This window comes from Pseudomonas sp. CF161 (assembly GCF_000416215.1).
In the GTDB taxonomy this organism is placed as follows: Bacteria; Pseudomonadota; Gammaproteobacteria; order Pseudomonadales; family Pseudomonadaceae; genus Aquipseudomonas.
This window is the reverse complement of the sequence record NZ_ATLP01000112.1, coordinates 188,941-207,645: the sequence shown is the minus strand read 5'-3', so window position 1 is coordinate 207,645 and position 18,705 is coordinate 188,941. Positions and strand designations below refer to the sequence as shown.

Below are 18,705 nucleotides of genomic sequence, written 5' to 3'. Positions count from 1 at the left end.
GCGGGCTCGGCAGCGCTGGCCCTGACAGGCGCCGAAGAGGCACCTGGGAAAACACGGCTACAGGCTTAGCCCTGCCATTTTCCGCCTTCGACGATCACGCTCTCGGGCTTGGTGTCGTCGCTCAGTTCCTTGCGCACGTACTGGTCGTAGAGCTTGAGCAGGTATTTCTCTTCGCCCAGCTTGGCCAGTTCGGCGTTGACCCAGTCGCGCAGTTCGATGTTGCCTTTCTTCACGGCCGGGGCGATGGGAGCTTCGTCGCCGAGTTTTTCTTCCAGCACGCGGTAGCCCGGGTTCTGCTTGGCCCAGCTGAACAGCACCAGGTTGTCCTGGGCATAGGCGTCGCCGCGACCGTTGGCCAGGGCTTGCAGGGACTCGGAGTTTTTCTCGAACTTCAGCAGTTTCCAGTCCGGGTGGGTCTTGGTCAGCCAGATATCGGCGGTGGTGCCGGTGGTGACGATGGTGGTGCGGCTCGCCAGGTCATCGAGTTTTTTCACCTCGCTGCCATTCGGCACCAGCGCCTGCACGGCCACCTTGAGGTTGGGGTTGGTGAACTCCACCGCCTCCTTGCGCTCCGGGGTCACGGTCATGTTGGCCAGGATCAGGTCGACCTTGTCGCTCTGCAGGAATGGAATCCGGCTGGCCGGCTCGACCGCCACGAACTCGACCTTGTTCTCATCGCCCAGCAGGTCCTTGGCGAAACGTCGGCCAATGTCGGTATCGAACCCCACATAACGCCCGGCCTCATCGACGAACCCGAACGGCGGCTTGTCGGTAAACACGCCGACAATCAGCTTGTCGCGGGCCTTGATCTTGTCCAGGTAGCCGGCCGCAGGCGCAGCGCTGACCGTGCTGGCCGCAGGCTTGGGGGTCTCCGTGGATTTATCGCAGCCGGCCAGCAGGGCCAGGCCGAACAACGGCAGTAACAACAGCGAAGACTTGGCAGTTTTCATAAGCGCTCCAGTTCCTTTTCAGGTGCTTTTTTAGGCAGTGTTTCAACGAAGGAGAACTTCTCCAGGAACTGCTGCGCGCGTGCGGTCTGCGGGTTCGTAAAGAAAATCTCGGGAGGGTTCTGTTCGACGATGCGCCCGGCGTCCATAAACACCACGCGGTCGGCCACGGCCCGGGCGAAGGCCATTTCGTGGGTCACGATCAACAGGGTCATGCCGTCCCGGGCCAGGCCCTGGATCACTTGCAGTACTTCCTTGACCATTTCCGGGTCGAGGGCGGCGGTCACTTCATCGAACAACATCACTTGCGGGTTCATGCACAGCGAACGAACGATCGCGATGCGCTGCTGCTGGCCGCCGGAGAGCTGGCGCGGGAAGGCATCACGCTTGTCCAGCAGGCCGACGCGGGCGAGCAAGGCTTCGGCTTGTTCGCGGGCCTCGCGGCGCTCGCGTTTTTGCACCTTGAGCGGGCCGAGCAGAATGTTGTCGAGCACGCTCATGTGCGGGAACAGGTGGTAGCTCTGGAACACCATGCCGATCTGCTGGCGCACGTCGCGCCAGTCGGTGCCCTTGTCCAGCAGCTCCCGGCCATTGAAGGTCAGGCTGCCGCTGTGGGCCACTTCCAGCCCGTTGAGGCAGCGCAACAGGGTGCTTTTGCCACAGCCGCTGGGGCCGAGGATCACGATCACTTCGCCCGATTCGACCCGCAGGTCGACCTGGTCGAGCACCTGCTGCTCGCCGAAAAACTTGTTGAAACCCTGGAACTCGATCAGTGCGCTCATGCTTGCGTCCAGCGCCGCTCCAGCACGCGGGAAGCGGCCGACAGCGGGTAGCAGATAAAAAAGAAAAACAGAAACAGCGCGCCGTAGATCAACACCGACTCATAGGTGCGCTCGATGATCTGCTGGCCGACCTTGATCACATCCACCACGCCGATCAGCACCGCCAGCGAGCTGGTCTTGATGATCCGCGTGTAGACATTGATGGTCGGCGGCGTCATGCGTTTCAGGGCCTGGGGCAGCAGCACATAGATGAACAGTTGCGGGCCGGACAAGCCGATCGACAACCCCGCCTCACGCTGGCCACGGGGCAGCGAATGCAGGGCGCCGCGCACCACCTCGCCCACTTCACTGGCGCCCCACAGCGACAGCACCAGCACCGCGCAGGTGAAGCTGGGAATGCTGATGCCGAAAAAGATCGGAAAGCCGAAAAACAGCAGGTACAGCCAGACCAGCACCGGAATCGCCCGGAACAGCTCCAGATAGACCCGCAGCACGACGTTCAGCCACGTACTCGGCAGGTTGCGCAACACGCCATACACCACGCCGCCCAGGGTGCTGAAGGCGATGCTCAAAAAGGAGATCGACAGGGTTTGCAGCGCGCCCTTGCCCAGTTGCGGCAACGACACCCACAGCAACTCAAGACCCGAACTGGCCATGCTGGAGCCTCCTTTCCAGGCGGCTGAGCAGCAGCGACAGGGGCAAGAACAGCAACACGCAAATCAGCGTCAGCACGGCGAGCATTTCGTAGGTCTTGTAGTACAGCGCGATGTAGCTCTTGGTGGTGTAGAGAATCTCCGGCACCGCCACCGCCGAGACCACGGTGGTTTCCTTGAGCAGGAAAATGAAATTGGCGAACAGCGACGGCAGGCTGAGGATCCCGGCTTGCGGCAGGATCACGTAGCGCAGCAGTTGCCAGGGGGACAGGCCGATCGAACGCCCCGACTCCAGTTGCGCCTGGGGCACGGCTTCAACACCGGCGCGCAGCACTTCGGTGAGGTAGGCGCCGCCGAGAAAGGTCATGGTGATGATCGCCGCCGCAAACCCGGAAATCTTGATCCCCAGGGCGGGCAAGGCGAAGTACACGAAGAACAGCTGGATCAGCAGCGGCGTATTGCGCGCCAGCTCCACATACAGCGCCACCAGGCGCCACAGGTAGGGGGTGCGAAATACCAGGATCGTGGCGTTGATCAGGGCCACCAGCAGCGATGTGCAGATGGCGATCAGGCCGACCTGCAAGGTCACGCCCACGGCTTTGAGAAACGCCGGCAGGGTGCCGAGGATAAAGGCGTAATCGAGAGTCATTGAGAATCCTGAACGCCGCTGGGGTACAGCGGCGGTGGTGCGGTCCTTGGGCAGTGGATAACCACCCGGCAAGCACCGACTTTAAAGGTATAAAAACAAGAATTTAAATACCGTTAAAGCATATTGATATCACCCAAAAAACTAACCCGCGAATTTGCCGGGCTGGCGCCTAGGGTCTACCGTTTCAGCCGTGGACGCCGGGCTGCCTTTTGCCCCGGCGCGCCTCAAGGAGACACAGCCCAGGCTGCCCATCAGCCTCACAAGGACGTTGACCATGGCCGATGCCAACACCCCGCAGCCCCTCGATCCCCACGACCTGCTGAAATGGCTGACGGCCCTGCGCCGGGCGATGCAGGCCGGTTGACCGACCCGTTCCTGTGCGGCGCCGTCTGTGCTGGCGACCACGCTTCCAGCGGGCAATAAAAAACGCCGACGCTGTGAAAGCCGTCGGCGTTTAAACCTTGAAGGGGTTTGCTACAACCTCAGCGTAGTCGATCAGAACGCCGGCAGTACGGCGCCGCTGTATTTCTTCTCGATGAAGGCTTTGACTTCAGGGCTGGTCAGGGCTTTGGCCAGCTTCTGGATCGCAACGCTGTCCTTGTTGTCAGGACGCGCTACCAGGAAGTTCACGTACGGCGAGTCGGCGCCTTCAATCACCAGCGCGTCCTTGGCTGGGTTCAGGCCAGCTTCCAGCGCGTAGTTGGTGTTGATCATGTCCAGGTCGACCTGATCCAGCACCCGCGGCAGCATGGCGGATTCCAGTTCCTTGAACTTGAAGTTGTGCGGGTTCTTGGCGATGTCCTTTGGCGTGGCCAGGGTGTTGCTCGGGTCCTTGAGCTTGATCAGGCCCGCCTCGTGCAGCAACACCAGGGCGCGGCCGGTGTTCACCGGGTCATTGGGGATCGACACCGTGGCCCCGTCCTTCAACTCGGAGAGGTTCCTGATCCTGGTCGAGTAGGCGCCAAAGGGTTCGATGTGCACGCCCACCACCGGCACCAGGTCGGTGTGGCGGGTTTTGTTGAAGTCATCGAGGAACGGCCGGTACTGGTAATAGTTGGCGTCGAGGTTTTTCAGCGCCAGTTGCTGGTTGGGCTGGATAAAGTCGGTGAAGACCTTGATATCCAGGTCCACGCCTTCCTTGGCCAGGGTTGGTTTGACGAATTCGAGGATCTCCGCGTGGGGCACCGGGGTGGCACCGACGATCAGTTTTTCATTGGCGTGAACGCTCAACGACAGGACGGCGGCCAGGATGGCCAGGGACTTTTTCATGCTGTGCTCCTAAGGCAGAGGCGAGTGACCGTCGTGGGGCGCACGTGAGGCCGTTTTTTGGTTTTGAAAAGGAACGGCTCAACGCCGGCTGTAGCGCGCCACCAGGCGGTCGCCGGTCATCTGCAGGGCCTGGACCAGCACCAGCAGCAGGACCACGGTGACCACCATCACGTCGGTCTGGAAACGCTGGTAGCCGTAGCGGATGGCCAGGTCGCCGAGGCCGCCGCCGCCAATCACCCCGGCCATGGCGGTGTAGTCCACCAGGACGATGGCGGTCACGGTGACGGCCGCCAGCAACCCGCCACGGGCTTCCGGTAACAGGGTGTGGCGGATGATCTGCCAGGTGCTGCCACCCATGGCCTGGGTCGCCTCGACCACGCCGCGGTCGACCTCGCGCAGGGCGGTTTCCACCAGGCGCGCAAAAAACGGCGTGCAGCCCACCACCAGCGGCGGGATGGTCCCGGGCACTCCGAGGGAGGTGCCCACCAGCAGCGTGGTCAGGGGGATCAGCACAATCAGCAGAATGATGAACGGCAGCGAACGCAGTATGTTGACGATCACCGACAGCACCCGGTAGACGCCAATCGCCTCGTGCAACTGGCGCTTGCCGGTGAGAAACAGCAACACCCCCAGGGGCAGCCCCAGCAGCACGGTAAAACCCAGGGCGGCAAACAGCATGCTCAGGGTATCGAGGCAGGCCTGGCCGATATCGGCCCAGTAAATATTCTTCAGCCACTCAGCCATGACGTGTGCCTCAGGACCAGTCGTGGCGCGGCGGCTTCACGCCATTGAGCAGCCAGTTGCCGAGCACGTGGTACTTCCAGCGCACCGGGTCGTGCAGGGTGTGCACCCGGGCGTTGCGCCAGTGACGGTCGAAGTTGTGCTTTTTCAGGGTCGAGCGGGTGCCGCCCAGTTCGAACAGCTTGTTGCTGGCCTCGATGGCAATCTCGGTGGTCAGCACCTTGGCCCGGGCCACCGCCAGCGAGGCCAGGGCCACGTTGTCTTCATCGGGCGCCGGACGCGCCGCATCCAGGGCCAGGCCGGCCCGTTCCAACAGGGCCTCGGCGGCTTCCAGACGGATGTCCAGGGCGCCGATCTGAATGATGGTCAGCGGGTCTTCGCTGGCTTTTTCCACACCGGCGTCGATCCATGGCCGCGCATGCTGCTGCACAAAGGCCACGGTGTCGCGCAGCGCGGCACGGGCGATCCCGGCGTCGATGGCGGCGGTGGTCAGTTGGGCGAAAGGCCCGGCCAGGGTCGGGCTCTCGTAGGAGCGGTAGGTGGGAAACAGGTTGAAGGCCGGCACGTGCAGGTCCTGGGCCAGCACCGTGCCGCTGGAGGTGGTGCGCTGGCCCATGCTGTCCCAGTCATCGATCACTGAAAGCCCCGGGGTGCCACGGGGCACGAAGGCCAACTGGCCCTTTTGCTCTTCGTCCAGGGCCAGTACCGCCAGCCAGTGGGCATACAGCGAGCCGGTGCAGTAACCCTTGCGCCCGTTGATGCGGTAGCCGTCACCCTCGCGACGAATGGTGGCCTGGATGTCCTGCACGTTCTTGCCGCCGGTTTCCGACAACGCATTGGCGAAGCGATGGCCTTGCAGGGCCAGGGCGAAAAAATGCGCCTGTTGCTCGGCGCTGCCCTGCAAGCGGATGTCCTCCAGCAGGCAGTAATGGTTCTGCGGGATCTGCCCCAGGGACGGATCGGCTGCCGAGATGATCGCAATCACCCGCGCCAGCACCGCGTAGGACACCTGGGCCCCGCCAAACTCGCGCGGCACGCTGATGCCCCACAGGCCACTGTTGGAATACAGGTCGACCACCTCGGCCGGCACCTGGCGGCTGCGGTCGCGCTCGGCGTCCTGTTCCAGCAGCACGGCGGCGACCCGCTCGGCGACGCTGATGGCTTCGGCCTCGTCGCGGATCACATGGGCAGCGGGTGAATGGATGGGGTAAACGGCAGATTCAGGCAAGGAAGGCATGCAGCGCTCTCGGGTGAATAAAGGTCTGCCAGGGCTATTGCAGCTTCCATGCCGGAAGTTTTAGCCAATGAATTCAAGCAGTTGCGCCAGCGCGACAAGCAGTGGAGGTTGCCCCGGCGAGCAAACTGCTGGATCACTGTTGCCCAGCGAACAGCGCGCCACTGTTGCCGGGGCGACACCTCGTCGGCTCGCGCCAGGGCCTATGACGCCCGGGCCTATAGTGAATCCACCGGAAAAACCGGCCCACCCGCGTCACTCACCACGATCCAGGAGAAGCGTCATGAGCGTGAATCCGATTCCCGAGGGCTACCCCAGCATCACCCCCTACCTGGGCATCCAGAAGGCCGCCGAAGCCATCGAGTTCTATAAAAAGGCCTTCGGCGCCGTTGAAGTCATGCGCCTGAGCATGCCCGACGGCGGCATTGGCCATGCCGAACTGCGCATCGGCGACTGCCCGATCATGCTCGGCAGCCCCTGCGAGCAAGGCCCCTTGAGCAACCCCCAAGCCTCGCCGTCGGTAGGGCTGCACCTGTACGTCAAGGACGTCGACCAGCAGTTCGCCCTGGCCATCGCTGCCGGCGGCCAGGTGGTGTCCGAGGTCAAGGATCAGTTCTACGGCGACCGCAGCGGCACCCTGAAGGATCCGTTCGGCCATCTGTGGTTCCTCGCCAGCCGCAAGGAAAACCTCAGCAACGAAGAAATCAGCCAGCGCGCAGCACAGATGTTTCAACAGGCCTGAGCCCGAACGTTGCGGCACCTCACCGCCGCCCGCGTTCTGCCTGACCGTTAGCGGCTCACCCGCCCTCCCGCCCCCTGTGGCCTGGCCCAGGCTCGGGACCCGGTGGGGCGCTGGCTGGCTCTGAAACATTTCCTTTCATATCCACCTGCGGGTTTTAAGATTCTCATTCGTCTTAATTAGATGCAGCCGGCCGCGTTGGCTAAACCTGTGCCTCCACTTTTTGTGCCCGGGGCATGATGGCAATTTGCCAAAGCGGCTCCACTCCTCGAATCAAGACGTGCATTCAATGTCGAAGAAGTCTCGCTCAAAAATCTGGTTTCTCGTCCACAGCTGGCTGGCGCTGCCCATCTGGTTCTTTGTGCTGATCGTGTGCGTTACCGGCACCCTGGCGGTGGTCAGCCAGGAGATCGTGTGGCTGGCCAACCCGGATGTCCGGGCCAGCAAACCGTCGGATGATGCCCAGGCCCTCAGCTACGACCAGGTGGTCGCGGCCATCAAGCAGGCCGAGCCGCAGCTGCTGGTCGAGTCCATCAGCACCCCCGACGAAGCGCATTTCGCCCTGGATGTGGGCATCAACTACCCCGACGGGCGCTCGGTCACGGTGTACGTCAACCCGTACACCGGGGCGATCCAGGGGGTCAGCCCGCAGTTCGACTTCCAGGCCTTTACCCGCGCCCTGCATGGCTGGTGGCTGGTGCCGTTCACCAACGGCTACAGCTGGGGCTGGTACCTGGTATCGCTGCTGGGGCTGCCGATGCTGGCGTCCCTGGTGACTGGCCTGGTGGTGTACAAGAAATTCTGGAAAGGCTTCTTCAAGCCCGTACGCTTCAGGCACGGGGCGCGGATCTTCTGGGGCGATTTCCACCGCCTGAGCGGCCTGTGGTCGATCTGGTTTATTGCGGTGATTTCCATCACCGGCATCTGGTTTCTGATCCGGGCGATTCTGGGCGACAACCACATCAGCATCTCCAGCGAACCGATCGTCCCGGTGATCGCCCGCGAAAACGTGCCGATTTCGGCCGACGGCAAGCCGGCGGCGATGATCGGCCTGGATGAAGCCATCAGCATCGCCACGCAAAAAATCCCCGGCTTCGACATCAGCTTCGTCAGCCTGCCGAGCAACGCCTACAGCCACTTGTACATTGGCGGCCGCGGCTGGTATCCGCTGATGTTCCAGACCGCCAACATCAACCCCTACACCGGCTCGGTGGACAGCTCCAGCCTGCTGGCGGACCGCAACGCCCTGGAGTTCGTCACCGAATCCATGCGCCCCCTGCACACCGGCGATTTCGGCGGCCTGTGGATCAAGCTGATCTGGTTCTTCTTCGGCCTGCTGCTGAGCATGATGGTCCTCAGCGGCCTGCTGATCTGGACCAAACGCACCGCCCTGGCCACCGCCCACGCGCTCAAGCGCAGTAACAAACCGGCCCGTGGCAGCACCCCGCCCCGGGCTGTCCCGGCGATGAACACCGACACCCCGGAGGGCAACCTGTGAGCCAGGCAACCACGACCACACCGACCTCGGGCCTGAGCCGGCTGTGGCACAAATGGCGTTTCCACCTGAACATCCTGCTGTTGCTGGTCCCCCTGGGGTTCATGCCCAAGTACTTTGCCGACGCCGCGCTGTTTCGCGGTGACAGCGGCCTGGGCGAACGGGAACTCGGGGAAATCCAGGTCGGCCCCTGGAGCCTGCGCCTGGCCGAACTGCGCAATGAAGCACCGCGCTTCGACGGCCCGGCCGGCTACATGAAGAGCTTCAATGCGGCCCTGTGCGAGGCCTGTATCGATCAGGTCAAGGCCACCTACCTTCGCATCGGCAAACCGCGCAGCCTGCGCGCCGCCGGGGTGATTTTCTTCGGCACCCCGTACCGCATGGGCGCCACCTTGCCGGTCGCGGAAAAAACCAAGGCCGACGCCGAACTGTGGATCACCATGGAAGGCTGGGACGGCAGCATGCACCAGGCTGCCATCCCCCTGAGCCAAGCGTCGCCCGCCACCATCGCCTGGCTGAACAAACAAGGAGGCAAACCATGATCTTCGCCGCACCCATCTCCCGCCTGCGCCTGCTGGGCAGCGCGCTGCTGCTGGCCGCCGGCGCCGCATTCAGCGGCAACGCCCTGGCCCACAACCCGATGTGCGAATGCAAGGCCATCGACGCCGAGCAGATCCAGTGCACCGGCGGCTTCTCCGACGGCAGTGGCGCCCCAGGGGTGACCCTGGACGTGATCGGCTACGACGAGACCATCCTCGTCCCGGGCAAGCTGGGCACTGACTCGACACTGACCTTCAAGAAGCCGGCGTCCGAGTTCTACGTGCTGTTCGACGCCGGCCCCGGCCACGTGGTGGAAATCGACCAAGCCGATATCGAGGCCCCATGAGCGCCTCCACAACCCAGATCGTGCGCCCTGCCGGCGCCGGCCATGAAACCCTGTACGTGCTGCTGTTGTGCCTGGTGATCCTGGCCGTGGCCGGTTCGGTGGCGCTGCTGCGCGGCGAGTCGCAGACCGTCAGCAGCGTCGACAGTCATCAACTGGACGCCCGACGCGACCTCAGCGCCGGCGAACAGGGGATCTACGCCGACCTGCGGGTGACCCTCGATGAAATCCACCTGCTGCAAGCCGAGGCCCAGGCGCTGCCTAGCCCCGCGCAACTGGCCACAGAAGGTTTCGCGCCCTTTGCCCAGGACGCCAGCTCGGTCAGCCGTGGCGACCACGCCTGGCAATTGCTCGGCCAGGCCTATGTCGGCCTGAGCCAGAACCCGGAGGTGGCGGGCTCGTTTGTGATGCGCATCGGCGCTGACCCGACCAACCCGGACATCTGGCTCAACCGCAGCAAGCCCCTCGCCGCCCCGACCGACTTCAGTGACCAGGCCCTGCTCGATGCCGGCTGGAAACAAGTGGTCGCGCAATTCGATGCCGGGGTGACCCGCCAGCATCGGCACTGAAACTCCGCATTCACCCGAGAGAAGACTGCTTGCCCATGCCTATTTCATCTCTACGTCGCCCGCTGCTGCGCGGTTTGCTGGTCGGCCTGCTGGCCCTGCTGCTGGCGCCCCTGGCCCAGGCCGATCAGGCCAAGCGCCTGCGCATCGGCATCACCCTGCACCCGTATTACAGCTATGTGGCCAATATCGTCGGCGACAAGGCCGAGGTGGTGCCGCTGATTCCCGCCGGCTTCAACCCCCACGCCTACGAACCGCGCGCCGAAGACATCAAGCGCATCGGCACCCTGGACGTGATTGTGCTCAACGGCGTGGGCCACGATGACTTCGCCGACCGCATGATCGCCGCCAGCGAGCGCCCCGACATCCCGGTGATCGAGGCCAACGAAAACGTACCGCTGCTGGCCGCCACCGGTGTCGCCGCCCGGGGCGCGGGCAAGGTGGTCAACCCGCACACCTTCCTCTCCATCAGCGCCTCCATTGCCCAGGTCAACAACATCGCCCGCGAGCTGGGCAAGATGGACCCGGACAACGCCAAGACCTACACCCAGAACGCCCGTGCCTATGGCAAGCGCCTGCGGCAGATGCGCGCCGACGCCCTGGCCAAGCTGACCAAGGCCCCCAACGCCGACCTGCGAGTGGCCACGGTGCATGCGGCCTACGACTACCTGCTGCGCGAATTCGGCCTGGAAGTCACGGCCGTGGTCGAACCGGCCCACGGCATCGAGCCCAGCCCCAGCCAGCTGAAAAAGACCATCGACCAACTGCGTGAACTGGACGTGAAGGTGATCTTCTCCGAGATGGACTTCCCGTCCACCTACGTCGACACCATCCAGCGCGAATCCGGGGTCAAGCTGTACCCGCTGTCGCATATTTCCTATGGCGACTACAGCGCCGAGAAGTATGAAAAGGAAATGACCGGCAACCTCGACACCGTGGTCCGGGCGATTCAGGAGGCTGGGGCATGACCGCCATTGAAACCCTGACCTGCGGCCCGTCCATCGAGTTCGCCCAGGTCAGCCTGACCCTGGGCCGCACCACCATCCTCGACAACGTGAGTTTTGCCGTGCAACCCGGCACCGTGCACGCCCTGGTCGGCCCCAACGGCGGCGGCAAGAGCTCGCTGATCAAGACCCTGCTCGGGCAGATGCCGCACCAGGGCCAGCTGAGCCTGCAATGGCCAGGCGAGCCGGGGGTGATCGGCTACGTGCCCCAGGCCCTGGAATTCGACCGCGGCCTGCCGATGACCGTCGACGACTTCATGGCCGCCATGTGCCAGCGCCGCCCGGCGTTCCTCGGCCTCAGCCGGCATTACGCCGGGGCCATCGGCGAAGCCCTGGAGCGGGTCGGCATGCAGGACAAACGCAAGCGGCGCATGGGCGCGCTGTCCGGCGGCGAACGCCAGCGCGTGCTGCTGGCCCAGGGCTTGATCCCGGCCCCGCAACTGCTGGTGCTGGATGAGCCGATGTCGGCCCTCGACGAAGCCGGGATCCAGGTCTTCGAGCGCCTGCTGGGCGACTGGCGCCGCGCCGGGATCACCCTGCTGTGGATCGAGCACGACCTGGAAGCGGTCGGGCGCCTGGCAGACCGGGTGACCGGCCTCAACCGTCGCGTGCTGTTCGACGCCCACCCGCAACAGGCCCTGACTCCGGAACGCCTGCTGACCCTGTTTTCCACCCACCCGCGCGCTGCCGACGTTGTCAGCGGGAGTGCTGCCTGATGAGTTATGAAGCCTTCCGTTTGATGATCCAGGGCTGGGCCTCTTCCGGTTATTTACCCGAAGCCCTGGCCTACGGTTTCGTGGTCAACGCCCTGCTCGCCGGCCTGTTGATCGGCCCGGTGCTGGGCGGCCTGGGCACCCTGGTGGTGGTCAAGCGCTTCGCGTTCTTCTCCGAAGCCGTGGGCCACGCGGCGCTGACCGGGGTCGCCATCGGCATCCTCCTGGGCGAACCCTACACCGGGCCCTACGGCAGCCTCTTCGGCTACTGCCTGCTGTTCGGCATCCTGCTCAACTACCTGCGCAACCGCACGGGCCTGGCGCCGGACACCCTGATCGGCGTGTTCCTCTCGGTGTCCCTGGCCCTGGGCGCCAGCCTGCTGCTGATTTTGGCGGGCAAGATCAACGTGCACATCCTGGAGAACGTGCTGTTCGGCTCGGTGCTGACGGTCAACGGCAACGACCTGCTGGTGCTGGCCGTGGTTGGCGCACTGGTCATGGGCCTGAGCCTGCCGCTGTACAACCGCATCATGCTCGCCAGCTTCAACCCGCAACTGGCAGCGGTGCGCGGGGTGGCGGTGAAAAGCCTGGATTACCTGTTCGTGATCCTGGTGACCCTGATCACCGTGGCGGCGGTGAAAGTGATCGGCGCGATCCTGGTCGGCGCGCTGCTGGTGATCCCGGCCGCTGCCGCACGCCTGCTGAGCCAGTCGCTGAAGGGCTTTTTCTGGATCTCGGTGTTGATCGCCACGGTCAGCACCCTGTGCGGGATTCTCGCGCCGATCCTGTTCGACCTGCCCATCCCCTCCGGCGCCGCGATCATCCTGGTGGCCGGCATCGCCTTCGCCCTCGCCGCCATCGCCCGCGGCACGGTCCCCAGTCTGAAAGGGAATATCGGATAAATGCTTGGTTCACTGCACACCCCCCTGCGTCACCTGACCGTCGCCCTGGCCCTGGCCGGGCTCGGCATCAGCCATGCCGGCGCCGCCGAACGCTTCGAGCCGATGCACATGCTCGCCAGCAACGGCCTGGGCAATGCGGCCCTGCACTCGGCCACGGCCAGCAAGCCGGTCACCGTACTGGCCTCGTTGCCGGTGACCTTCGGCCTGGGGCAGATGTTGCTGCAAGGCACGTCGGTCAAGCTGGAGCGGGCAGCACCGGCCAACCTCCCGGGTTCGCGCCAGACCGCCTACTTCACCGGGCGCGGTGCCCCGGCCCTGAGCAAACTGGCCCTGAGCGCCGACGCGGTGATTGGCCTGCGCTCGATCTGGCCTGACGATCCGCTGTACCCCAACGCCCGGCGCAGCAATATCCATGTGGTCGAAGTCGACGCCGCGCGGCCGGTGGATGGCGCCCTGCCGGGTATCGCCCTGCAACCGGGCAAGACCGATGGCCTGAACAGCCAGCCCTGGCTGTCGAGCAACAACCTGGGGCGCATGGCCGATGTGCTGGCCGCCGACCTGGTGCGCCTGGCGCCCGAGGCCAAACCGAAGATCGAGGCCAACCTGGCCGCGCTCAAGCAGCGCCTGCTCAAACTCAGCGCAGACAGCGAAGCGCGCCTGGCCAATGCCGATAACCTCAGCACGTTCAGCTTGAGCGAGCACTTCGGTTACCTGGTCAGCGGGCTCAACCTGGAGTCGATCGGCGTCGATGCACGGCCCGACAACGAATGGACAGCCCAAGCCCTTGAGCAACTCAAGACCCAGCTCAAGGACCACGACGTGGCCATCGTCCTCCACCACCGCCAACCGTCCGAGGCCGTGAAAGCCGCGATCAGCGCCGCAGGCAGCCAGTTGCTGGTGCTGCAAACCGACAGCGACGACCCCCTGGCCGAGCTGGAAAGCAACATCGGCCAGGTCACCCAGGCCCTCACCCCGCAGTAACCCGCGTTGTCGCCGCTGCCAGGCTCCGGCAGCGGCGACAGGCCGCGCAGCCCCTTACAAACGCCCTACACCCGCTTACACATTCCCTCAAGAACCCGCGCGGCCCCCGGTGCTAGGCTGCTGCGCGCACCGTCAGTTCCATCAGGGAATCTATTCATGAGTGACTACCTCACGCTCAACCAGGCCAATTGGGACCAACGCGCCCCACTGCACGCGGCCTCAAAGGGCTACGCCGCCCAACGTTTTATCGACGAACCCGACTACCTGTCCGACGTGGTGCGGTTCGACCTGCCATTGCTTGGCGATATCCGCGGCCTGCGTGGCGTGCACCTGCAGTGCCATATCGGCACCGACACCCTGTCGCTGGCACGCCTGGGCGCGCAGATGAGCGGGCTGGATTTTTCCCAGGCCTCACTGAGCGAGGCGCGGGCGCTGGCTGAACGCTGTGGCGTGGCGATCGAGTTTGTTGAGTCCGAGGTCTACCGCGCAGCGCAGGTCTTGCCGCGCGCCACCTTCGACCTGGTCTATACCGGCATCGGCGCGCTGTGCTGGCTGCCGAGCATCGACAGCTGGGCGCGCACCGTCAGTGAGCTGCTCAAGCCCGGCGGGCGGCTGTTTATCCGCGAGGGTCACCCGATGCTGTGGGCACTCGATGAAAGCCGCGAAGACGAGCTGGTCATTACCCAGCCGTATTTCGAACGCAGCCAACCGATGGTTTGGGATGACGCCAGCACCTACGTCGACACCGACACCCCGCTGACGGCCACGGTGACCCATGAATGGAACCACGGCCTGGGGGAAATCATCGGTGCCCTGCTCAGGCATGGCCTGCAGATCAGCGCCCTGGTCGAGCACCAGAGCATTCCCTGGGAAGCGTTGCCCGGTCAGATGCGCTGCGACGCCAACGGCGAATGGCACCTCAAGCACGCCCCGTGGCGCCTGCCGTTGAGCTACACCCTGCAAGCCATCAAACCCCTGTAGCCACTGCCGCGGCCCGAGCCTGCGGCAGCGGCTACAGGTGCGGCGTATCTGGGATTTACTGCGCCGCCGCGGCCTGTCCATCCATTTTCTGGCGCAGGCTCAAGGGGCGCATGTCGGTCCAGACCTCTTCGATATAGGCCAGGCATTCCTTTTTGAAACCGCTCTTGCCGACGGTGCGCCAGCCTTGTGGCACGGCTTTGTAGTCGGGCCAGATCGAGTATTGCTCCTCGTGGTTGACCACTACCTGAAAGAGGATGTCCTCGCGGTCAAATACTGAAGTCATTGCGTGTCTCCATCGATATAAGGTTCGCCGCGCCACGTGCGCGACCACTGTGTAAAAGGAACGGATCAGCGCGGTAATAAATTACAAACTGCTCACCGCAGCAGCCATCGCCAGGCTGAAAATCTTCGCCACCTGGTCAATTTCCGCCGCGGTAATCACCAACGGCGGCAAGAAACGCACGACGCTGCCATGGCGTCCGCCCAGCTCCAGGATCAACCCGCGCTTGAGGCACTCGCGCTGCACCAGTGGCGCCAGTTGCCCGTAGTGCGGCGGGTGGCCCTGGGCATCGCGCTCGCCTTCGGGGTTGACCAGCTCGACGCCGAGCATCAGCCCCCGGCCGCGAATATCCCCCAGCTGCGGGAACTCGCGCTGCAGGATCCGCAAGTGCTCGGTCAGGCGTTCACCCATGGCGGCCGCGTGTTCCGGCAGGCGATGCTCCTTGAGGTAACGCATCACCGCCGACCCGGTAGCCATGGCCATCTGATTGCCACGGAAGGTGCCGGCATGGGCCCCCGGCAACCAGGTGTCGAGCCAGTCGCGATAGACCATGACCGCCATCGGCAAGCTGCCGCCAATGGCCTTGGACATCACCACCACATCGGGAATGATCCCCGCGTGCTCGAAGGCGAACATCTTGCCGGTGCGGCCGAAACCGCTCTGGATCTCGTCGACGATCAGCGCCACGCCAGCCTTCTCGGTAATCCGCCGCAGGCCGCGCAGCCAATCAAGATCGGCCGGGATCACCCCGCCCTCGCCCTGCACCGCCTCGACGATCACCGCCGCCGGCAACTGCACCCCGGCTTCCGGGTCGTTCAGCAGGTTTTCCAGGTAATGCAGGTTGACCTTGACCCCGGCCTCGCCCCCCAGGCCGAACGGGCAGCGGTAGTCGTAGGGGTAGGGCAGAAACTGCACACCACTGCTCAACAGGCCGGCCATCGCGCGCTTGGGACCCAGGCTGCCCATCAGGCTCAAGGCCCCCTGGCTCATGCCGTGGTAACCGCCCTGGAACGACAGCACGGTGCTGCGGCCGGTGGCGGTACGCACCAGCTTCAACGCGGCTTCCACCGCGTCGGTGCCGGTGGGGCCGCAAAACTGGATCTTCGCCTCGTCGGCCAGGGCCTGGGGCAACAGGCCGAACAGGTCCTGGACAAACTGGTCCTTGACCGGCGTGGTCAGGTCCAGGGTCAGCAGCGGCAACTCGTCGGCCAGCACTTGCTGGATGGCCTCGATCACCACCGGGTGGTTATGCCCCAGGGCCAGGGTGCCGGCACCGGCCAGGCAATCGATAAAGCGCCGGCCTTCGACGTCCTCGACATAAATGCCGCGAGCGCGCTTGAGCGCCAACGGTATGCGCCGTGGGTAACTGCGGGCGTTGGATTCCTGGCGCGCCTGACGCGCCAGCAACGGCGATTCGTTGAACTGATACAGGGTTTCGGCCGGCGCGGGGCTGACCCGCGCGGGCTGATCTTCAATAAGGCTGGTAACGGCTGACATCGCAAACCCTCACGCTGGGATTGACCAAAACTGCTCACCCGCCAGAGGCCGCCGTGACGGCGCACACTCGCGGGTTTTCCTGTTCTGGAAACGCACCAGCACGACAGGGATTTACACCCAGGGGACAGTTAATTGCTCAACGGCAGGCGCCGGGTAATCCGCATTCGGCGGCGTGGGCTCGCGGGCAGTCGTCAGCCGCGTTGCTCCAGCCACGAAAAAGACCCAGAGCGTGATGCCCTGGAGAGGAATCAGACGGCGTGCAGCGGCAAGGTCAATTCGACCCGCAGGCCATCCGGCCGACTGTCGAACAGCAAGGCACAACCACAGCGCTGGACGATCGCCTGGACAATCGCCAGCCCCAGGCCACAGCCGGTGCTCTGGCCATTGCGCCAGAAACGCTGGGTCAGGTGTTGCAGATCTTCCTGGGCAATACCGGGGCCATGGTCGCGCACCTGGAAGCGCACACGGCTGCCGACGGTTTCCAGGGTCAGCTCCACCGGCGCGTCGGCCGGTGTGTGGCGCAAGGCGTTGTCCAGCAGGTTGCGCAGGGCGGCAATCGCCAGCACCGAGGGCATTTCCACCGGTGCGGTGGCCACCGGTTCGTTCAGCTGCAGGCGGATCCGCTGGCGCGCGCCGCTGGCCGCGTCCTGGATCGCCAGGCGCGCCACCTGCTCGGCGTTGCACTGCACGCCGTCGTCGAACGACAGGCTGCCCTCGACCCGGGCCAGCAGCAGCAATTGTTCCAGGGTCCGGTGCATGCGGTCGGCGCCCTCTTCGGCGCGGGCCAGGGATTGGTCGCGCGCGGTCCCCTCGGTCATGCGCGCCACTTGCAGGTGGGTCTTGATCGCGGTCAGCGGGCTGCGCAGTTCGTGGGCGGCGTCGCCGGTCAGGCGGCGTTCCCGTTCCAGGGTCTTGGCGATGCGCTGGAACAGCTGGTTCTGGGTTTCCACCAATGGCCGCAGTTCGCTGGGCATCGGGTCGATCTGCAACGGCTCCAGGGAATCGGCGCTGCGCCGCATCAAGGCGTCGCGAATACGGTTGAGCGGCGCCAGGCCCTGGCCGATGCCCAGCCAGAACAGCCACAGGCACCCCAGCAGCGCCACACCTACCGGCACCGAGGCCGCCAGCAGCACCGACATGTTCAGGGCTTCGCGCTCCACCTGGCGATCCGCAGTGGTGATGCGCAGGTTGTCGCGGGCCAGGGTGAAACTGCGCCAGCGCGCGCCGTCGATCATCTGGTCATGAAAGCCGAGTTTTTCGGCCTCCAGTTTCTGTTCCGGGGTGCTGTGGCTGCGAGCCAGAATCTCGCCCCGCAACGAGCTGACCTGGCACGCCATGCCACCGGGGACGTTCAATTGCTGGGCACTGAAATGGGTGCCCTCGCCCTTGTTCGGCAGCTCCGGCAACTGCTCCAGCAGGCCGGCGACCATGCGCGCCGAGGCCACCAGGCGCTGGTCGAGGGAGAACATCATCTGATTGCGCAGGTCGCTGAGCATCCAGGCCGCCGCCAGGGCCCAGATCAGGATAAAGGCAGCGCCCAGGGTCAGGCTCAGGCGCAGGCGCAGGCTCATCACTCAGGCGTCCTCCCCGCCATCTGCCGGCCCCAGGCGATAGCCCAGGCCGCGCACGGTCTCGACGATGCCGTTGCCGAGCTTGCGCCGCAGGTGGTGGATGTGCACGTTCAGCGCGTTGCTCTCCAACTCATCGTTGAAGCCATAGACGCTGTCTTTGAGCTGTTCGCTGGAGAGCACCCGACCACGGTTGTGCAGCAGCGCCTGGAGCAGCGCCTGCTCGCGTCGGGACAGGTCCACCGGTGCGCCGCCGAGCAGGGTTTCCCGGGTACTGGGGTCGTAGCTGAGGCGGCCATGCTCGATCAGGTTGACGCTGCGCCCGGCCACCCGGCGCAACAGGGTGTGCAGGCGCGCGGCGAGTTCACGCAGGTCGAAGGGTTTGAGCAGGTAATCGTCGGCACCGGCCTGCAGGCCGTCGACGCGGTCGGTGACCGAGTCGCGTGCGGTGAGGATCAGCACCGGAATCTCCAGGCCTTGCTGGCGCTGTTGCTTGAGCAGTTTGAGGCCGTCTTCATCCGGCAGGCCCAGGTCGAGCACCATCACATCGAACTCGGCCACCCCGAGCATGGCCCGCGCCGCGGAAGCGGTGGCGACATGCTCCACGGTCAGGCCCTGGGCCGTGAGACCGGCGACAATGCCGCTGGCGATCAGCTCATCATCTTCACAGACAAGTACGTGCATGGTGAGACCTGTAGAAAAGCGTTGATTAAGACCGCGCGGGATTAAGCCGACATTATGGCCCGCACGGCCAACGCCACAAGCTGCGCAGGGTTAATCATCGGTTAATCGCCACCCGCCATTGTGCTCGCTGCCCCCAA

Annotated in this window: 21 protein-coding genes; 10 read left to right on the top strand and 11 right to left on the bottom strand. The window is 64.6% G+C overall.

Features of this window, described 5'->3' with window-relative positions:
• Window positions 1-65: 65 nt before the first annotated feature.
• From CF161_RS26815 to CF161_RS26785, 7 genes are all read right to left on the bottom strand, one after another.
• The gene (locus CF161_RS26815) at window positions 66-950 is read right to left on the bottom strand and encodes a transporter substrate-binding domain-containing protein (protein ID WP_020299773.1); all 885 of its coding nucleotides are present in this window, start codon (window positions 948-950) and stop codon (window positions 66-68) included.
• Window positions 947-1,729, bottom strand: a complete 783-nt coding sequence (locus CF161_RS26810; RefSeq protein WP_020299772.1) for an amino acid ABC transporter ATP-binding protein — start codon at window positions 1,727-1,729, stop codon at window positions 947-949. Before CF161_RS26810 ends, CF161_RS26815 begins: the two co-directional genes overlap by 4 nt.
• The gene (locus tag CF161_RS26805; protein ID WP_020299771.1) at window positions 1,726-2,385 is read right to left on the bottom strand and encodes an amino acid ABC transporter permease; all 660 of its coding nucleotides are present in this window, start codon (window positions 2,383-2,385) and stop codon (window positions 1,726-1,728) included. The genes CF161_RS26810 and CF161_RS26805 overlap by 4 nt, the downstream gene beginning before the upstream one ends.
• Entirely contained in the window at window positions 2,366-3,031 is a 666-nt protein-coding gene (locus tag CF161_RS26800) for an amino acid ABC transporter permease (RefSeq protein WP_020299770.1), read from the bottom strand. Before CF161_RS26800 ends, CF161_RS26805 begins: the two co-directional genes overlap by 20 nt.
• Window positions 3,032-3,526: 495 nt before the next feature.
• Entirely contained in the window at window positions 3,527-4,300 is a 774-nt protein-coding gene (locus tag CF161_RS26795; RefSeq protein WP_020299769.1) for a MetQ/NlpA family ABC transporter substrate-binding protein, read from the bottom strand.
• Between the two features lie 78 nt (window positions 4,301-4,378).
• Complete coding sequence (locus tag CF161_RS26790; RefSeq protein ID WP_020299768.1) at window positions 4,379-5,044, bottom strand: methionine ABC transporter permease; 666 nt, start codon at window positions 5,042-5,044, stop codon at window positions 4,379-4,381.
• Window positions 5,045-5,054: 10 nt separating this feature from the next.
• Window positions 5,055-6,278 (bottom strand): SfnB family sulfur acquisition oxidoreductase, encoded by a 1,224-nt coding sequence (locus CF161_RS26785; protein WP_020299767.1) that lies wholly within the window; start codon window positions 6,276-6,278, stop codon window positions 5,055-5,057.
• 280 nt (window positions 6,279-6,558) lie between these two features.
• Between CF161_RS26785 and CF161_RS26780 the strand changes: the two genes are divergently transcribed.
• From CF161_RS26780 to CF161_RS26735, 10 genes are all read left to right on the top strand, one after another.
• Window positions 6,559-7,017: a VOC family protein gene (locus CF161_RS26780; RefSeq protein WP_020299766.1), complete on the top strand. Its 459-nt coding sequence runs from the start codon at window positions 6,559-6,561 to the stop codon at window positions 7,015-7,017.
• A 286-nt stretch (window positions 7,018-7,303) separates the two neighbouring features.
• Complete coding sequence (locus tag CF161_RS26775) at window positions 7,304-8,512, top strand: PepSY domain-containing protein (protein WP_020299765.1); 1,209 nt, start codon at window positions 7,304-7,306, stop codon at window positions 8,510-8,512.
• Window positions 8,509-9,051 carry a hypothetical protein gene (locus CF161_RS26770; protein ID WP_020299764.1) on the top strand — a complete coding sequence of 181 codons (543 nt, stop codon included), beginning with the start codon at window positions 8,509-8,511 and terminating at the stop codon, window positions 9,049-9,051. Before CF161_RS26775 ends, CF161_RS26770 begins: the two co-directional genes overlap by 4 nt.
• Window positions 9,048-9,395: a hypothetical protein gene (locus CF161_RS26765; protein ID WP_020299763.1), complete on the top strand. Its 348-nt coding sequence runs from the start codon at window positions 9,048-9,050 to the stop codon at window positions 9,393-9,395. The genes CF161_RS26770 and CF161_RS26765 overlap by 4 nt, the downstream gene beginning before the upstream one ends.
• Window positions 9,392-9,961 carry a DUF6162 family protein gene (locus CF161_RS26760; RefSeq protein WP_020299762.1) on the top strand — a complete coding sequence of 190 codons (570 nt, stop codon included), beginning with the start codon at window positions 9,392-9,394 and terminating at the stop codon, window positions 9,959-9,961. Before CF161_RS26765 ends, CF161_RS26760 begins: the two co-directional genes overlap by 4 nt.
• A 35-nt stretch (window positions 9,962-9,996) precedes the next feature.
• On the top strand, window positions 9,997-10,926 hold the full coding sequence (locus tag CF161_RS26755; RefSeq protein WP_020299761.1) for a metal ABC transporter substrate-binding protein: 930 nt from the start codon (window positions 9,997-9,999) through the stop codon (window positions 10,924-10,926).
• Window positions 10,923-11,678, top strand: a complete 756-nt coding sequence (locus CF161_RS26750; protein ID WP_020299760.1) for a metal ABC transporter ATP-binding protein — start codon at window positions 10,923-10,925, stop codon at window positions 11,676-11,678. The genes CF161_RS26755 and CF161_RS26750 overlap by 4 nt, the downstream gene beginning before the upstream one ends.
• On the top strand, window positions 11,678-12,577 hold the full coding sequence (locus tag CF161_RS26745) for a metal ABC transporter permease (RefSeq protein WP_020299759.1): 900 nt from the start codon (window positions 11,678-11,680) through the stop codon (window positions 12,575-12,577). Before CF161_RS26750 ends, CF161_RS26745 begins: the two co-directional genes overlap by 1 nt.
• The gene (locus CF161_RS26740) at window positions 12,578-13,558 is read left to right on the top strand and encodes a metal ABC transporter solute-binding protein, Zn/Mn family (RefSeq protein WP_020299758.1); all 981 of its coding nucleotides are present in this window, start codon (window positions 12,578-12,580) and stop codon (window positions 13,556-13,558) included. It abuts the gene before it with no gap.
• A gap of 156 nt (window positions 13,559-13,714) precedes the next feature.
• The gene (locus CF161_RS26735) at window positions 13,715-14,539 is read left to right on the top strand and encodes a bifunctional 2-polyprenyl-6-hydroxyphenol methylase/3-demethylubiquinol 3-O-methyltransferase UbiG (RefSeq protein WP_020299757.1); all 825 of its coding nucleotides are present in this window, start codon (window positions 13,715-13,717) and stop codon (window positions 14,537-14,539) included.
• A 55-nt stretch (window positions 14,540-14,594) separates the two neighbouring features.
• Here CF161_RS26735 and CF161_RS26730 read toward each other — a convergent pair whose 3' ends face one another.
• The 4 genes from CF161_RS26730 to CF161_RS26715 form a co-directional block, all read right to left on the bottom strand.
• Window positions 14,595-14,822 (bottom strand): MbtH family protein, encoded by a 228-nt coding sequence (locus tag CF161_RS26730; RefSeq protein WP_020299756.1) that lies wholly within the window; start codon window positions 14,820-14,822, stop codon window positions 14,595-14,597.
• 81 nt (window positions 14,823-14,903) lie between these two features.
• Window positions 14,904-16,316: an aspartate aminotransferase family protein gene (locus CF161_RS26725; protein WP_020299755.1), complete on the bottom strand. Its 1,413-nt coding sequence runs from the start codon at window positions 16,314-16,316 to the stop codon at window positions 14,904-14,906.
• Between the two features lie 248 nt (window positions 16,317-16,564).
• Window positions 16,565-17,890, bottom strand: coding sequence for an ATP-binding protein (locus CF161_RS26720; protein ID WP_177326806.1), 1,326 nt, complete (start codon window positions 17,888-17,890; stop codon window positions 16,565-16,567).
• The gene (locus tag CF161_RS26715) at window positions 17,891-18,568 is read right to left on the bottom strand and encodes a response regulator (RefSeq protein WP_020299753.1); all 678 of its coding nucleotides are present in this window, start codon (window positions 18,566-18,568) and stop codon (window positions 17,891-17,893) included. It abuts the gene before it with no gap.
• Window positions 18,569-18,705: the final 137 nt, after the last annotated feature.

Bases quoted from the DNA above. Each gene is read 5' to 3' on its own strand.
- CF161_RS26815 (WP_020299773.1), bottom strand. From the start codon at position 950: ATGAAAACTGCCAAGTCTTCGCTGTTGTTACTGCCGTTGTTCGGCCTG.
- CF161_RS26810 (WP_020299772.1), bottom strand. From the start codon at position 1,729: ATGAGCGCACTGATCGAGTTCCAGGGTTTCAACAAGTTTTTCGGCGAG.
- CF161_RS26805 (WP_020299771.1), bottom strand. From the start codon at position 2,385: ATGGCCAGTTCGGGTCTTGAGTTGCTGTGGGTGTCGTTGCCGCAACTG.
- CF161_RS26800 (WP_020299770.1), bottom strand. From the start codon at position 3,031: ATGACTCTCGATTACGCCTTTATCCTCGGCACCCTGCCGGCGTTTCTC.
- CF161_RS26795 (WP_020299769.1), bottom strand. From the start codon at position 4,300: ATGAAAAAGTCCCTGGCCATCCTGGCCGCCGTCCTGTCGTTGAGCGTT.
- CF161_RS26790 (WP_020299768.1), bottom strand. From the start codon at position 5,044: ATGGCTGAGTGGCTGAAGAATATTTACTGGGCCGATATCGGCCAGGCC.
- CF161_RS26785 (WP_020299767.1), bottom strand. From the start codon at position 6,278: ATGCCTTCCTTGCCTGAATCTGCCGTTTACCCCATCCATTCACCCGCT.
- CF161_RS26780 (WP_020299766.1), top strand. From the start codon at position 6,559: ATGAGCGTGAATCCGATTCCCGAGGGCTACCCCAGCATCACCCCCTAC.
- CF161_RS26775 (WP_020299765.1), top strand. From the start codon at position 7,304: ATGTCGAAGAAGTCTCGCTCAAAAATCTGGTTTCTCGTCCACAGCTGG.
- CF161_RS26765 (WP_020299763.1), top strand. From the start codon at position 9,048: ATGATCTTCGCCGCACCCATCTCCCGCCTGCGCCTGCTGGGCAGCGCG.
- CF161_RS26760 (WP_020299762.1), top strand. From the start codon at position 9,392: ATGAGCGCCTCCACAACCCAGATCGTGCGCCCTGCCGGCGCCGGCCAT.
- CF161_RS26755 (WP_020299761.1), top strand. From the start codon at position 9,997: ATGCCTATTTCATCTCTACGTCGCCCGCTGCTGCGCGGTTTGCTGGTC.
- CF161_RS26750 (WP_020299760.1), top strand. From the start codon at position 10,923: ATGACCGCCATTGAAACCCTGACCTGCGGCCCGTCCATCGAGTTCGCC.
- CF161_RS26745 (WP_020299759.1), top strand. From the start codon at position 11,678: ATGAGTTATGAAGCCTTCCGTTTGATGATCCAGGGCTGGGCCTCTTCC.
- CF161_RS26740 (WP_020299758.1), top strand. From the start codon at position 12,578: ATGCTTGGTTCACTGCACACCCCCCTGCGTCACCTGACCGTCGCCCTG.
- CF161_RS26735 (WP_020299757.1), top strand. From the start codon at position 13,715: ATGAGTGACTACCTCACGCTCAACCAGGCCAATTGGGACCAACGCGCC.
- CF161_RS26730 (WP_020299756.1), bottom strand. From the start codon at position 14,822: ATGACTTCAGTATTTGACCGCGAGGACATCCTCTTTCAGGTAGTGGTC.
- CF161_RS26725 (WP_020299755.1), bottom strand. From the start codon at position 16,316: ATGTCAGCCGTTACCAGCCTTATTGAAGATCAGCCCGCGCGGGTCAGC.
- CF161_RS26715 (WP_020299753.1), bottom strand. From the start codon at position 18,568: ATGCACGTACTTGTCTGTGAAGATGATGAGCTGATCGCCAGCGGCATT.